The organism is Marinomonas sp. 63XJN7_9_ISO-PGPR-S23-217, from assembly GCF_056173515.1.
Map to the genome: position 1 here is coordinate 425,322 of NZ_CM149678.1, position 14,465 is coordinate 439,786.

Annotated in this window: 12 protein-coding genes; 6 read left to right on the forward strand and 6 right to left on the reverse strand. The window is 42.9% G+C overall.

The window, feature by feature from the left end:
- Positions 1 to 71: 71 nt before the first annotated feature.
- Positions 72 to 548: a GyrI-like domain-containing protein gene (locus AC0VYI_RS01940; protein ID WP_475446970.1), complete on the forward strand. Its 477-nt coding sequence runs from the start codon at positions 72 to 74 to the stop codon at positions 546 to 548.
- A 156-nt stretch (positions 549 to 704) separates the two neighbouring features.
- Here the strand turns inward: AC0VYI_RS01940 and AC0VYI_RS01945 are convergent, their stop codons facing one another.
- Entirely contained in the window at positions 705 to 1,610 is a 906-nt protein-coding gene (locus AC0VYI_RS01945; protein WP_475446972.1) for a LysR family transcriptional regulator, read from the reverse strand.
- 137 nt (positions 1,611 to 1,747) lie between these two features.
- On the opposite strand from AC0VYI_RS01945, the gene AC0VYI_RS01950 reads away from it, so the two are divergent.
- Positions 1,748 to 2,473, forward strand: coding sequence for a sulfite exporter TauE/SafE family protein (locus AC0VYI_RS01950; RefSeq protein ID WP_475446974.1), 726 nt, complete (start codon positions 1,748 to 1,750; stop codon positions 2,471 to 2,473).
- Here the strand turns inward: AC0VYI_RS01950 and rarD are convergent.
- The 3 genes from rarD to AC0VYI_RS01965 all read right to left on the reverse strand — a co-directional run bounded on the left by rarD (position 2,451) and on the right by AC0VYI_RS01965 (position 5,997).
- Positions 2,451 to 3,401: an EamA family transporter RarD gene (gene rarD / locus AC0VYI_RS01955; RefSeq protein WP_475446976.1), complete on the reverse strand. Its 951-nt coding sequence runs from the start codon at positions 3,399 to 3,401 to the stop codon at positions 2,451 to 2,453. The genes AC0VYI_RS01950 and rarD overlap by 23 nt on opposite strands.
- 214 nt (positions 3,402 to 3,615) lie before the next feature.
- Positions 3,616 to 4,992 carry a histidine-type phosphatase gene (locus AC0VYI_RS01960; RefSeq protein WP_199476732.1) on the reverse strand — a complete coding sequence of 459 codons (1,377 nt, stop codon included), beginning with the start codon at positions 4,990 to 4,992 and terminating at the stop codon, positions 3,616 to 3,618.
- Positions 4,993 to 5,190: 198 nt separating this feature from the next.
- Positions 5,191 to 5,997: an ATP-grasp domain-containing protein gene (locus tag AC0VYI_RS01965; protein WP_199476731.1), complete on the reverse strand. Its 807-nt coding sequence runs from the start codon at positions 5,995 to 5,997 to the stop codon at positions 5,191 to 5,193.
- Between the two features lie 502 nt (positions 5,998 to 6,499).
- Between AC0VYI_RS01965 and AC0VYI_RS01970 the strand changes: the two genes are divergently transcribed.
- The 4 genes from AC0VYI_RS01970 (at position 6,500) to AC0VYI_RS01985 (ending at position 11,495) form a co-directional block, all read left to right on the forward strand.
- Positions 6,500 to 8,119: a methyl-accepting chemotaxis protein gene (locus AC0VYI_RS01970; RefSeq protein ID WP_475446980.1), complete on the forward strand. Its 1,620-nt coding sequence runs from the start codon at positions 6,500 to 6,502 to the stop codon at positions 8,117 to 8,119.
- Between the two features lie 103 nt (positions 8,120 to 8,222).
- Entirely contained in the window at positions 8,223 to 9,845 is a 1,623-nt protein-coding gene (locus AC0VYI_RS01975) for a methyl-accepting chemotaxis protein (RefSeq protein ID WP_475446981.1), read from the forward strand.
- Positions 9,846 to 10,000: 155 nt separating this feature from the next.
- Complete coding sequence (locus AC0VYI_RS01980) at positions 10,001 to 10,879, forward strand: nuclear transport factor 2 family protein (protein ID WP_475446983.1); 879 nt, start codon at positions 10,001 to 10,003, stop codon at positions 10,877 to 10,879.
- 208 nt (positions 10,880 to 11,087) lie between these two features.
- Complete coding sequence (locus tag AC0VYI_RS01985) at positions 11,088 to 11,495, forward strand: gamma-glutamylcyclotransferase family protein (protein WP_199476727.1); 408 nt, start codon at positions 11,088 to 11,090, stop codon at positions 11,493 to 11,495.
- Here the strand turns inward: AC0VYI_RS01985 and AC0VYI_RS01990 are convergent.
- The gene (locus AC0VYI_RS01990; RefSeq protein ID WP_475446985.1) at positions 11,467 to 12,624 is read right to left on the reverse strand and encodes an aldose 1-epimerase family protein; all 1,158 of its coding nucleotides are present in this window, start codon (positions 12,622 to 12,624) and stop codon (positions 11,467 to 11,469) included. The genes AC0VYI_RS01985 and AC0VYI_RS01990 overlap by 29 nt on opposite strands.
- Before the next feature lie 165 nt (positions 12,625 to 12,789).
- Positions 12,790 to 14,262, reverse strand: coding sequence for a coniferyl aldehyde dehydrogenase (locus AC0VYI_RS01995; RefSeq protein WP_475446987.1), 1,473 nt, complete (start codon positions 14,260 to 14,262; stop codon positions 12,790 to 12,792).
- Between the last annotated feature and the right edge of the window lie 203 nt (positions 14,263 to 14,465).

Sequence of the window (14,465 nt, forward strand, 5' to 3'; positions counted from 1 at the left end):
GCATTCTTAATGTTGCCTCATGTTTAGGGGAAGTCGCAAAGAAAGCGGTTAGGTACTATTGGGAAGAATGTATGGCATATCATATTAAAGACTCAATCCAAGTTAAAGGGTTGAAAATAAAAACGACAGCTCATAATGAGATGACAACGCTAGGGAAGATTGGCCCATTGTGGGATCATTTTATGACTGAAATTTTGCCACAATTAGAGGAGGATTGTCAGTTATACGGTGTTTGTCATTATCGTAATAGCAATACGCATAATGACTTAGATTTTGTTCTTGGTGCGAAAGTGGAGGATATGGACAAGCAGCCAATTCAAACGGCTCATGAGCTTACTAGCATAACGATAGAGGCGGGGGGCTTCTTATCATTTGCCGCAATGGGTGAACATCGACCGTCGGTGATGAGGGCTTGGCAGCAAGCGCACCAATTTTTTAATGAAGAGGGGTGTCTTTATGCTCGTACCTATAAAACGGACTATGTGCATTATATAGATACTCACATGGCAACGCTTTATGTGTCGGCGATTAAAAAAACAGCGGAATAAGGGGGACGTAAGGGAGAACTGGGTTCGACAAAAGTCTTATCGTGTTGTTATATAGGAGATAACTTTTTCAACTTGTTGAAAAATGCATAATTTCGATGAAAACTTGCAAATACATCTCTAAAAGTCATGTCATTGTTTTACCGTTCTCGCTCCGTCTTAGCTCTCGTCTTTTGGTACGGTGACGTTTTTCATAAATTCCCAGAATAGGTTCGCTTGAGAGCTTTGAGTTTGCTGGCGTAAGCGAATCATAAAAATAGGCATACTGTTATGAGAGGTGAAATTCTCAATTTCTAAAGTGACTAGAATGCGTTTCTCGAGTTCTGTCTCTATCATATAACGTGGTATGCGTCCCCATCCCAGCCCTTGAAATAGCAGAGACTTTTTGGCTTGGAAGTCATTAATATACCAGCGCTTCCCGGTATCAAGGACATATCGGTGGCCTTTGTCACCTTGATGGTTATTTGTCCCTCCCACCATGATCTGTGGAGTAGAATACAGCTGCGGCTGTTTTACCTTGTTGTTCCCTCCATTGATGGAAAGCAACAGTTCTGGCGTGGCGACGGTAACCATTTCAATTCGCGTGATTTCAATAAAAGCATGTTGGTCATCTAATCCATAACGGGGGCCAATGGCGATGTCGGCATTGTCTTTTTTGAGGCTTTCTTGAACGCCATGGAGATGATCTGTAGTGATCTCTAAGGGAACGTCCGGGTAAGCGTGTTGAAAGCGTTTAATGAGCACCAAACACTCATCTGATAGGCTCATTTGTCCCACGCAAAGTCGTAATGGTGTGGCAGCTCCGTGGGCTAGGTCGTGGCCTAGGTGTTCTAGCTGTTGCACCTGAGACATAAGCTTTTTGCTTTGTCGAAAAAAGGCATGTCCTTCAGAGGTCAAGGTTGGGCGATAACTGTCCCGATCAAAAAGTTGCAGACCATAGCGTGTCTCTAATGCTTTGACGGCAGCACTGATACTGGGTTGCGTTTTATGAATGCTGTCCGCCGCTGAACGAAAGCTCCCCGCTTCGACAACGGCGATGAAAGCCCGTATTTGATCCAGTTTCATGATATTTATACCTGATCATTATAATAATAAAATGAAATTATTTTTAACTCATTATTTCTTTTATCATAGTCGTCATCAAAAGCCGAGCCTTGTTGCTAATAATAAGGCTTAGAAAGTGAAATAAGTGGAGAGTAAAATTGGATACCACATTTTGGGTATTATCTGTCGCTGGTTTAATTACCGGCTTTTCTAAATTTTCTGTCGGTGGAATGGGCTTACTGATATTGCCGGTGGTGATGATGGTGTTTCCTGGGCCTGAGGCACTCGGTATTCTGATTCCTTTGTATATCATTACCGATATGATGGCCGTGTACAGCTATCGCGAACAAATTTCATGGCGTGTATTAGCGCGTTTTCTGCCCTTAGCATTCTTAGGGGTGTTAATTGGGGGGCATTTTTTATCAAACATCGATGCCCATCAGTTTGTGAGTTTTTTGGGGGCCATCATTGTTGCCATGATTGCTTTAGGTTTGTATTTAGATCTTCGTCCGGCGACCTTTATGCGTAATCCATTGGCGGCTTATGGCATGGGATTTATGGGGGGCGTTGTGAGCACGATTGCGAACGCTGCTGGCCCTTTATTTAGTTTGTTTTTGTTAGAGCAGAAGCTGGGAAAAGAGTCGTATGTCAGTACGCGGGCATGGGGATTTTTCATTATCAATCTGGCGAAAATTCCTATGTACATCAGCTTAGGCTTACTCAGCGCTAAGACGACCGAAATCAGTTTGCAAGCGTTGCCAGGATTGGCCATCGGGGCATTTATTGGTTTTCACTTTCTGAAAAAAGTGAACCCTTCACAATTCAAATGGTTAATTCGCATTATGTCACTGATGGCAGCCGCTAAATTGTTTCTGTTTTCTTAGCCGTTGGAGGGCTTTGTTCAAGTAGAGGTTCATCATTAAGCAACTTTTCAGGTTTGCGCAGCTTGCGAATGGAGTCAAAGATGAGTAACGCCAGCGCGGTCCAAATCAGAGCAAAAGTGATTAATTTGGCGGGGGCTAAGGGTTCGTGGTAAAGGAACACGGCGAGAATAAACATGCCACTTGGCCCTATGTATTGAAAAAAGCCGAGAGTGGTTAGACTGACTCGGTTGGCGGCAGCACCAAAAAACATGAGTGGTATCATAGTGACTGGGCCGGATGCAAATAAGAGCCAATTGGTTAAATCGGTATTTTCCAGCATATTGGAGGTGGGCGTATGGATACTAAACAAATACACCAAGGCGACTGGTAATAGGAGAACCGTTTCTACCGCCATGCCCGTAAAGCTGTCTACCGCCACTTTTTTGCGCACCAATCCATAAAACCCAAAGGTCAGAGCGAGTAACAACGCGATCCAAGGTAATGAACCAAAGCGGATGACCTCAAATGTCACTGCAATAAAGCATAAAACAACAGCGGCTTTACGCACCCGGTCCAACTTTTCTTTAAAGAAAATCATACCCAATAGGATGCTGATTAAAGGGTTGATGTAGTACCCCAAGCTGGCACTGAGTAGCATGTTGTTAGCGATAGCCCAGATAAAGGTTCCCCAATTGAGACCAATCAACAAGGTGGATATGGCCATGAAGAAAATGGTCTGTTTGGAGGCAAATACAGCTTTGACCTTGCTGGTTTTGCCCATGGCGATGATGAGTACAAACACAATTAAGCAAGACCAAATAATACGATGGGCAAGAATTTCGATAGGGGGAACAAAGGACATAACTTTGAAATACATAGGCGCAATCGCCCATATGCCAAATGCGGCGAGAGCGTAGGCAACGCCGCTTTTAGAAGAAGAGTTTGGCATTATCGTCCTTATTGTTTTCCATGAATCAACCACTTATCTGGTACTTTTAGCACTTATTGATTACAAAGTCAGCTAATTTATACGGTTGAAAAATGCGTCTATGGTAGCGGGAGATAAGAGATACCGCCAATAATAAAAAGCCAGCCATCAAGCGCTCACTTATAATGGCTGGCTTTTGTTGCTTGCTCTTTTTCTATTGAGTTAGTTCTGGGGGCTATTCACCGTAGCAGTGTTCTAACTCAGTAAATTTATAAAAGTAACTGCCTTTTTGGATCGGCTGGCACTGGCTTGAAAACGGAATTTCTTTTTCGTTATATAACATTCTAACAAGAAGCGTGCCAGCTTTGTCTTTATATACATCCCACTGAATGTTCGCACTATATGGAGACACCCAAGAGCCACGCCATGGGTTGTTTTCATAGCGATATAGCTGGCCTTTCGCAACGCTTTTAGTACTACCTTCTAAATGCATTTGAGCGGCAAATGGTATCACCGTTTCGGCATGAGCAAAGCGAATTTTTGCCGCTTTTTTATTACTGCCGTTTTGAATACCTTTTACCTCCTTAAAGAAATCATCCTCTAAGACTTTTGCCATGCGGTAGGTAATGTCTGTGCCAGCAAAGCTTGGCCCTTTCTCGTAGAAGTCTTTTCCGTCGAGCACATAAGTAAACCATTGTGACTCAGCTGGTGTGACAAAATCGATAAACTGCCAAGGCTGTTTACCTGCTTCATAGGAAAGCCCTGGTGCCGCTAAGTATAAGTTGAATAATTGTATCGCTGCGTCAACGTCGTTGTAAATGGTTGGCTTGCTTTTGTTTTTCTGCAGAAAAGATAATTTCCCCGCCGCTAATTGTGCAACGAAAGCGGGGGTGTAAACCCGCTCTAACATTTGTTGCGCCATTGCATGGGTTTTAGGCAGGTTCATTAACTGTTTAATGGCTGCTTGCAGGGCTGGATCATGCTTTTTATAGTCTTGATAATACTGGTTGCTTTTTTGTTTATGAAAATAGAGCTGGGCTTTGTTTATAATGGGTTTGCTGACTAACGAGCGTATGGCGGGGTTCTCTTGTTCCATACCTGATATAAAGGCTAAGCCACTGTCTTTTGCGCGTTTTTTCCCCGAATATTCCATTTCAATGGGTTGGTGGTTGTTTACTGCACGCTCGAATAGGCTTTTGTCTCGCATCACAAGACGTTCACCGATCATTTTTTGTTCTAACTTGCCACGTTTAGATAAATTACCGTACCCCATTTTTTGGTTAGCTGCCATAAAACGCTCTATTTCTGGCCCAAGACGTTTGCCCAATGGGGTTAAGGCGTTTTGGGCTTTGGCGGCTTGCCAAATTTTTAGGCTGATATAGTCATATTTAGGGCTGGATAAAGCACGTGACCCATGACGAGCAAGCAGTTCAGTATAAACCAAATGATAGCCGTTTGGAGTGGCTTGGTAATGAGCCGATGAGGCTTGTGGTTGATAAACAGATTTGGTCCCATACGCATAGTGTTTGGACGGCACCTGTTTTTGGTCTAACGTACTGCAGCCAGACAGAGGGATAACGATAGTGAACAGCAAAAATAGGGACTTTTTCATAAGCAACCTTTTTAATCTCTTATTCGTGAGCGAATGCACATAGGATCAATTTGTGCGCCAAGAGTAGGGTATTTCAATTGCATTTTTGTTACGCAGAGAGAACAGAGACTAAGGTCCACAAGAGACGAGACTCCGCACTGTGGATGAATAACCACTGTGCGGGCATTGGGGCAGCAAGCTAGCAAGTCGTTTCTGGGCTTAAAAGCCAATCGGCTGATCGGTTAGGGTGGCAGTAGACAATAAGTGTTGTTCGTTTAAATAGTTCAATAGCTCGGTATTAACATCACTTTGTATACTGGCGATGCCTTGGTTGCCAAAAATACGATTTATTTCGATAACATAAGGGGTTGCGCCTACCATGGCGATATCGAATCCTGCGTGGTTAATATCCAACGATTGTGCTAGGTAGGTGACAAGATCTTGTGCCTCTTTGGGGATGAGCCCGATTTCTACTTGGCCACCTTGGCTAATATTGTTATGAAAGCCATTGTCGGATTGTAAGCGCCAATAGCCATTAACGATTTTATTACCCACCCAAATGACGCGTATGTCTCTATCAATGGGTAAATATTCCTGTGCGTATAACACATCTGTCTTTTCCAGATAGTCGCGCCATTGGCCAATGGTCTCGATAAGAAAAACCCCATTTCCCATGCTACTTTTAGGAATTTTTGCGACGAAGGGTAGGAACATGGTATCCCAGATTTTATCCGCTTCGTAAGGAGTGTTTGCCGTAATAATAGTATAGGGGTGATGTTGCGGCGTCACTACTCGAAACGTTCGTGTCATCTCTACTTTGTCATGGCCTATCATATAAGATGCCAGACTGGGAAAAATGCGTTTTTTTAACCCGTGCACCAAGGCGTTCAGTTGCCAATATTGTGGGAATAGCAACCAGTCTGCCTGTTTAATGTCTTCCAAATGGTCATACATGGATTCGGGTTTGATGTAACGGACATTCGGTAAGTGTAAGGTGCGTAGGGCGTCAAAAGAGATGATGTTCATTTATTCATAGTCAGTAGCGAAACATCGCGCGATTTTAGAGCCAAACCGCTTAAAAAAGAAACGATTTTTTCACTTATTACGAATATTAAAGGTGATGATGGAAAGCAGGGATGGTTGAGAGGTGCCAAAGGAAGAAGGAATAGAAAAATGATACATAAACAAGTGAGAGTCTCTGAGAAAATTGCGTTTGCATTATTATTTTAAAAAATAGCCAGTATAGGGAAATAAAAAATTAATATATTAAAACAATGAGTTGTGATTTTTTTCTGCTCTGCTTTCTATTGGGAATACAAAATTTTGTTTTAATATTACAAAATATCACATTTGGTACCTTGCGGGTTTCTATTGTGGGTGTCATTTTTAAATAGATGTTGCAAATTTAAGGAGACGTTGAAGGCTTATATATAGGAAAGTTTGCCTCGCAACAGGATTAAATAACAAAATGGATTTTGTGCTTATTTCAATATGAAGTAAGGCAGATCCAAACAGGGAAGCCACTAATATGTTAACCCTTTCAACTATTCGAGCTAAATATACGATTGCCTTTGGTATTCTTACCTTTGTTTTTTTAAGTGTTGTCATTGCTACATTTATGTTGGTTTCCTACCTGCAAAGTAGTGTTGGAAAGTTTGCTGATGGGGCATCTCTTATTCAAAATGCCGATCGAGACTTATATCAGTCTCGCCTTGCGTTGGCGTCTTTAGTATTTGATAAAACGGCTAAGAATCCTGACGAATTAAAGCTTAAGGTCACGAGTAATGCCCAGCAAGCACTTGATCGTATGCAAGCATTTCTTTCTATGACTCAAGATGTCGACGAAATTCACCAAGCACTCAGTGTATTCGATACCTTATATAAAACTTGGAAAGATGACACCATGAGTATTATCGCTATGGTGGACAACAAACAATATGATGGCGCTACGCTTGCTTTTGTTGCCCAAAATCAAACTCATTTCACCAGTTTACGGAATCTCTATGACCAATCTGAGGAGTTGATTTCTAAGTATGCTGAGTTGGAACAAATCAGTATTGATGCTTACTCAAACAGTTTTAAGACGGCGGTCGGTGTTTTAGCGATGATTGTGTTGGCGTTTAGTATTTCATTGGCTTGGTTTGCTCCTAAAAACATTTCTAATTCGATTCGCCGAGTGACCTTTGGTGTGCGCCAAATTAGTTCAGGTGATGGGGATTTAACACGTCGTATTAATAGCGTTAAAAAGGACGAAACAGGGGAATTAAGCAGAGAGTTAGATGGCTTTGTCGCCCGTCTGGGTAAGCTCATTGGTGATGTAAGATACGGCTGTGAACATATTCGTGAAGAAATGCATCACCTTGGAGAATCAGCTTCGCAATCAGCTGGTTTAAGTGAAAGGCAAAATGTGGCGTTGGATTTTATTGTCACCGCTGTAGAAGAAATGGGCGGTGCGACAAGAGAAGTTGCTCATAATGCAACGCAAACGGTGGATGAAGTGGAAGCCTTAAATCGTTGTGCTGATGAGGGAGCGAAACAATTAAAAGCCTCACTTCAACAATTGGACGATCTAGCAAAACAAGTAAGTAATGCCTCCAGTGTGATTGAGCAATTGTCTACCCGTTCCGACCGTATTGCTTCTGTGCTTGATGTAATTTTAGGTATTGCCGAGCAAACTAATCTATTGGCTTTAAATGCAGCAATAGAAGCGGCTAGAGCGGGTGAGCAAGGTCGTGGCTTTGCCGTCGTGGCAGACGAAGTGCGTAATTTAGCGAGCAAAACCCAAGATTCTACGACGGATATTCAAAATATGATTAACGATCTGCAATCTGGGGTAACGGACGCTGTGCAATCCATTTCAGAGAGCGTCAAAATGTCGATGTTAACGGTAGATTTAACCCAAGAGACTGCCGCCTCAATTGATGTGATTAAGACATCGGCAACACGTATTTATGATTTCACCACGCAAACCGCCAGTGCCACGGAACAGCAAAGTAAAGTCACGGATGAGATCAATCAAAACTTGTCCAACTTAGCGGATATGTCCAAAGAGGTACTGGGGATTTCTCGCCGCATTAACGACTCTGTTAATGAAACGTTAACGAATTCCGATGCCTTAGCAAAGCAAGTCAAGCGTTTTACTGTCTAAGCATTTTGTCGTCTAGTGTGACAAAGGGTTAGTCAATATAGCGTTGCTTTCAGATTAAGTTGTCCTGAATAGTGACAGTAAATGATGATAAAGGACGATGATCATGTTATCTAGCATTCGTAGCCGATATACCGCCATTTTTAGTTTGTTGTCTCTGGTATTTTTACTCGTTGCGGGAGCGGCGTATTTTTTAGTGTCCTATCTGCAAACCAGTAGTAATAAGTACGTAGAAGGGGCGTCTTTTGTTCAAAATGCGGATCGAGATTTGTATCAGTCTCGCTTAGCACTAGCGGACATGGTGTTCGCTAAGCAGGATGTGTTGTCGAGTAACTTGGCTGACTATGAACAAAAAGTGGTGACAAATGGGCGTCAAGCGCTTGATCGTATGGCACGATTTAAGGCATTGACGGTGGATTTGCCTGATATTCAAGCAGTATTGGTTAAAGTTGATGCCTTATCCGATCTCTGGCGAGCCAGTAGCTTACATATCATTGAGTTGATCAAAGATGGCAAGCAGGCTGACGCTTTGGTCTTATTTCTTGGTAAAAACCAGCAGGAATTTGGTGCTTTACGTGAGCGCTATGATGTTTCTGGACAGTTGGTGATGAAGTATGCTGATTTGGAGCAGCAGGCGATACAAGCTTATTCATCGAGTTTTAAACTCATTGTAGGGGTGCTCTCTATCGTTGTCTTGGGAGGAAGTATGTTACTGGCTTGGTTTGCTCCGCAAACCATTTCACGGGCTATTCGTAAAGTGACCGATGGGGTGCGCGAAATGAACTCCGGAGACGGTGATTTAACCCGCCGCATTAACAGTAAAAAGAAGGATGAAACCGGAAAACTTAGCAACGAATTGGATCAGTTCGTTGGTCGATTGGGGGAATTGATTTTACAAATTAGAACGCGTTGTGATGATATTCGTGGTGCAATGGTTAGTTTAGAAAGTGCTACCGAGCAATCTGATCAACTCAGCATTCGACAAAATGAGGCGTTAGATTTTGTCATCACTGCAATAGAAGAAATGAGCTCAGCAACCACCGAAGTCGCTCGAAATGCCAATGATACCGTGTCAGAAGTGGGTGTGTTAAACCAGCAAGCGCAAAGTGGCGAAGCCAATGTGCAATCCTCTATTGATATGCTCAATCAGTTAGCCGCACAAATTGAAACCGCATCGAACGCCATTGAACAACTGTCAAAACGCTCAGGTCAAATTACCACGGTACTGGATGTGATTTTAGACATTGCCGAGCAAACCAATTTATTGGCATTAAATGCGGCCATTGAAGCGGCTAGGGCGGGCGAAAAGGGGCGGGGCTTTGCGGTGGTGGCCGATGAAGTTCGTAACTTAGCCAGTAAAACACAAGCCTCTACGGCGGATATTCAAGAGATGATTAATGAGTTGCAATCAGGGGTTGGTAGTGCCGTCTCGGTAATTGCTGAAAGTGTTAATATGGCGCAGACAACAGTAACCAGTAGTCAACAAACCCATACGGCTATTTTGAATCTAAAACGCTCCGCTCAGAGTATTTATGACTATACAACTCAGACGGCCAGTGCAACAGAAGAGCAAAGTAAAGTCAGCGATGAAGTGAATGATAATTTGTCTCAGTTAGCTGAGATGACAAAAGAGATTGTGGTGATTTCACAAGCAATTAATCAAAGCGTGAGAGAAACGTTACGAGACTCCAGTGAAGTAACCACTCAAGTGAAACGTTTCACAGTCTAAACAGGTGTCTTTAGCATAAATTTATGGTGCTTTATTCATTACAGTATAATTTTAATACGATAGTTTTACCTTTTCTAAGCAAATTTTCTCTTTTTATTAAGATCAATTTGCGTAATCTATGAACTGAATTTCATTATCATAGAAAGGATGTTGTCATGATTGGTCGTTTAGTCAGTGCAGGGCTAGTATCGTGTGTGTTATTGGTGGCTGGTTGTGCCAGTTCCCCTTCAGCGCAAAAAACGGCAGTTAATGAAAAAGACATTGCCGTTACCGTTTTGCAAAAACTGGGTACGACGGATCCCAATTATTTAAATTATATCCGTGAGGATTATATTCAGCATAATTTGGGGGCTGCGACAGGTAAACAAGGACTGATTAATTTCCTGAAACAGTTTCCTTCGACGCCCGCTAAAGACAGTAAAAGTTATGCTGTGCGAGTATTACAAGATGGGAATTATGTGATTGTCCAATCCAATATTATTCCCTATAACTCGGTCGTATTTGATATTTTCCGTTTTGAAAATGGCAAAATTGCTGAACACTGGGATAATATCCAAAGCTTAGAAAAGCAGCCCAATCCAAGTGGGCATACGCAGACCGATGGCACGACGAAAATTGTTGACCGTGATAAGACCCTGTCCAATAAACGTTTGGTCAGAAACTTTGTACAGACGGTTTTGGTGGACGGCAAGAGTGATGAAATGCCCAAATTCATCAGCTCTACCCAATATATTCAGCATAATCCACATATCTCAGATGGGATGGCAGGCTTGAGAAAAGCCTTTGCCAATATGACAAAGCAAGGGCAACTTTCTCATTATCGTAAAATTGAGGCTGTCTTTGGTGAAGGAAACTTTGTGTTGGTAGTCAGTAGAGGTCAGGATAACAATAAGCCGATTGCTTTGTATGATTTATTTCGGGTTGCCAACAATAAAATCGTCGAGCATTGGGATGTGGTCGCTCCCATTCCGCCTAAAGCTCAGCAGAAGAATGATAATGGCAAATTTAATTTTCCTGACTCTGTCATGAAGTGACATTACATGCTTTTCATATAGAGTCTGCTATGCATGGACCATTGATAAAATGTTTTCTAAAGTAACCATTTTATCAATGAATTAAAGGTTGTCTTTGGGATGTGTAATAAGGCTGTAATTTATCACTAAACACCCTGTTTTAAGCTTGAAATGCTTTGGCGGTATGAGGGATGCTTTGCTGATTAGTATGACTGGATGGAAACGAAAAATGTCTTCAAATATTGTCGCAGTGTATGACTCGCTCAGATTTGGTTTTAGTGATCACGAAATGATTGTTGATAGTCAACCTATCGGTAAAGGCTGGCTAACAGGATTTCGAATGTTCAACCTTGGACAGTATCCTGGTGTAGTGAAAACCTACGAGGAGAATCAACGGGTTCGTGTGGAATGGTATAAGGTGAGTGATAGTACTCTTGAGGCTTTGGATCGTATGAAGGAGTATGATCCAAATTCTCCGGATGACTCTCTGTTTGTTCGTGTGCGAGTTCATTCGCCTTATGGTAGAGGCAGTATGTACATTTATAATCAATCCCTTCAACAGTCGACGCCCGTTGAAGGGGGAGATTGGGAAAGAGCCATAGCTCGTACTACGCGTCGAGAAATACCAGTGGTGTAGTGTTTACTTGGCACGTTTGTCTGGCTTGCAAAGCGTCAATACGCGCTTTGCTTGCTATGACTTGGTGCTCATCTGTTAACAGTCCAAAACGTACCATAAAATGTTTTGTTTCCCCTGCCTGAATGGTGGGGACTAACCCCAGCTCGCGTTGGTAACGGCGGTTATAAGCAAAACTGGTTCCTGGCTCAATGCCGACAACATAACCTTGTTCTTCTGTGTCTGTGTTTTTCCAAATCGTTAATACTGGCAAGGTATCAGTCTGGTAAGTCACTTCTATTCCCGACGTAGCATTGGCATTGTGTAGCAAGGCGCAGCTTAAGTGATTTTCATCACTGATCGGGCGCACATTAAACACCATTTCATCAAAGTCCTTAGTGGGAGCTGGCATTTGATTCCAGTGCTCTAATCCTTGGGCGGCATAATTATTAAAGGGGGATATTTCTGTTGCAGGTACATGCAATTGGGCCCCTTTTTCTAAAATAGGTTGGGCGAAGTTATTGTGGTAAATCGCTTGATATTCACGTTCGTAACTTCCCTTGTTGATTAAGGTGTCCTCTATTGTCAAATAAGGCCCATCAATGGAAAGGGACAAACAGGTTTCGATTTCAAAGTTGGTGGATTTGAAGCGTTTTTCGTCCACTCGTCCACGGAGTGTCACTCGGTAAGGCGGGGTTTGTTCAATTTCGAGCACGACTTCGTCAGCGGGTGTATTTTGAATGCGACCATGTAGTGTTAAAAACTCATCACCGTCTTGTCCTGGATGCCCTGCCCATTGATAACCACATCGTACGACCATTTCATTAAAACCATCTAACCAACCTGATCCACCAGAGGCTTCTTGATTGATAAAGCTTGGATGGACGATTTCTTTTACGGGGGACTGCCAGCCAAAGCGCACGCCGTTTCGAACTGCATCTAATATTGCCATGGCACGGGTCGGGACAATGCGAACGGTTGTTTCACCCACGGTTAGGGTGATGATTCGGGAGCCAGCCTGTTTACCGCCAACTAAGCAGGATTGAGCAATATGGATTGGTAACTCTTTTGGCAAGCCCATTTGTTCGGCATTTAGGGAAAAGTTAGCAACATCAACTTTCTGTTGATGGCTAAGAATAGCAAGTGTAAACATGAAACGTCTCCAAGTTAGGTTTGACTATGCTAGCGTGGGTCATCATAAAAAACCATACGACTTGTAGAGCGCAAAGAAGGGGGGTTTTACCTTGTCGTAAGTTTGAATCGTATCCGCTTAAATAAAAGGCCCCACTTAGCATGGGGTCTTTTTATGTCTTCTGCACTATAGAAAACGCCAATATCTTTTTAGTAGCTTGTGAATGTGCTTCTTATAAGGTGGCATGAGCAGATGTATCATATTCGGGCCTTTTTTATGGAGCACGGCTTTGGCATGTGAGAAGGTATGAAACCCTTCGATGGCATGATACATCCCCATACCGGACTCACCTATACCGCCAAAGGGCAAATCGGCTTGTGCCACATGTAAAAGGGTTTGGTTGATGACTAAGCCGCCACACACTATGCCTGTTTCGATCTCTTGATGTTCCTTCGCGTTTTGGCTAAACAGATAAGTCGCAAGTGGACGAGGACGTGCATTGATGTAGTCCATGGCTTCGCTTAGATCATTGTAAAGGAGTAGGGGTAAGATGGGCCCGAAGATCTCTTCTTGCATCACCTTAAGTTGCTCGTCAGGCTGGTGTAAAAGGTGAAGAGCTAATTTGTGCCCTTTCCATTTGGGGCCCTGTGGCATTAAATTTTCATAACAGATTTGCTGTTGTGCCACTTCTTCTAAGTAGCTCGTTAGCCTATTCATTTGTTTTTCATTGATTAAACAGGTGTAATCAGGGCTATCGATTCCGTTAGGATACATACGTGCAAGCGTTTGCTTCATATGGTGTATCAAAGCGGGTTTTTGTTGCCGATGACACAGTATGTAATCGGGTGCGACGCAGGTCTGTCCAGCATTGATTAATTTACCAAATAGGATACATTCAGCTGCCGTTTTTGGATTCGCCGATGGTGAGACAATGACTGGGGATTTGCCCCCTAACTCAAGGGTCACTGGGGTTAAATGTTGCGCCGCATTTGCCATAACCCGTTTGCCCACTTGGGTGGATCCAGTGAATAAAAGATGGTCAAAGGGTAATTGACTAAAGGTATTCGCGACTTCGGCTTCCCCTTCAACAAAGGCAATCCATTCCTCTCCAAGAGATTCTTCTAGTAGTAGGCGTAACACTGCATTGGTTGCAGGACAGAACTCAGACACCTTTAACATGACCCGGTTTCCTGCTGCCAATGCGCCCACTAAGGGGCCAAGAGACAGTAAAACGGGATAATTCCAAGGCGAGATAATGCCGACAACGCCCTTAGGTTGATATATCACACTGGCTTTAGCTGGGAAAATGCTAATATGGGGACGGCGAGAGTTAGGACGCATCCAACGAGCCAAATGCCGCTTAGCATGTTTTATTTCTCCTAACGTTGGAATCAGTTCAATTAGACGAGACTCTTCATGGGCGCGTTGCCCATAATCTAAGGTTAACGCGGTCAATATGGTCTCTTCATAACGTAATAATGCCTGTTGAAGCTGGTTTAATAGTGTTAAGCGTTGGTTAAAGCTTGGAAATGGGTGCATTCGGCTGTGTTTTTTTAAGGCAAAAAACGTGTTTTCTAGGTTCTTGTGTGGATGATCAGAATCCTTGGGGGCGATAGAAGATCGCTCAGTCGACGTAATCTGAGAAGCGATATTATCCATTGCGGGTCGTGGCCTCATTGTAAGTCTTATTGTTTTTCTATCACTCTAGCACAACTCTTGATATCTACCGATATGAATTATACTCATTATTAAGTGTCCGTCTGGTGTGGAAAATAAGGGATTTATAAAATCTGAAAAAATTTATCCCCAAACACCGGAGAGAGAAAGATGCGCAATCTTTCACGGAAAAAAATGCGTAAACT

Excerpts from the sequence above, each read along its gene's own strand:
- AC0VYI_RS01940 (WP_475446970.1), top strand. The coding sequence starts at position 72 with ATGGCATATCATATTAAAGACTCAATCCAAGTTAAAGGGTTGAAAATA.
- AC0VYI_RS01945 (WP_475446972.1), bottom strand. The coding sequence starts at position 1,610 with ATGAAACTGGATCAAATACGGGCTTTCATCGCCGTTGTCGAAGCGGGG.
- rarD (WP_475446976.1), bottom strand. The coding sequence starts at position 3,401 with ATGCCAAACTCTTCTTCTAAAAGCGGCGTTGCCTACGCTCTCGCCGCA.
- AC0VYI_RS01960 (WP_199476732.1), bottom strand. The coding sequence starts at position 4,992 with ATGAAAAAGTCCCTATTTTTGCTGTTCACTATCGTTATCCCTCTGTCT.
- AC0VYI_RS01965 (WP_199476731.1), bottom strand. The coding sequence starts at position 5,997 with ATGAACATCATCTCTTTTGACGCCCTACGCACCTTACACTTACCGAAT.
- AC0VYI_RS01970 (WP_475446980.1), top strand. The coding sequence starts at position 6,500 with ATGTTAACCCTTTCAACTATTCGAGCTAAATATACGATTGCCTTTGGT.
- AC0VYI_RS01975 (WP_475446981.1), top strand. The coding sequence starts at position 8,223 with ATGTTATCTAGCATTCGTAGCCGATATACCGCCATTTTTAGTTTGTTG.
- AC0VYI_RS01980 (WP_475446983.1), top strand. The coding sequence starts at position 10,001 with ATGATTGGTCGTTTAGTCAGTGCAGGGCTAGTATCGTGTGTGTTATTG.
- AC0VYI_RS01985 (WP_199476727.1), top strand. The coding sequence starts at position 11,088 with ATGTCTTCAAATATTGTCGCAGTGTATGACTCGCTCAGATTTGGTTTT.
- AC0VYI_RS01990 (WP_475446985.1), bottom strand. The coding sequence starts at position 12,624 with ATGTTTACACTTGCTATTCTTAGCCATCAACAGAAAGTTGATGTTGCT.
- AC0VYI_RS01995 (WP_475446987.1), bottom strand. The coding sequence starts at position 14,262 with ATGGATAATATCGCTTCTCAGATTACGTCGACTGAGCGATCTTCTATC.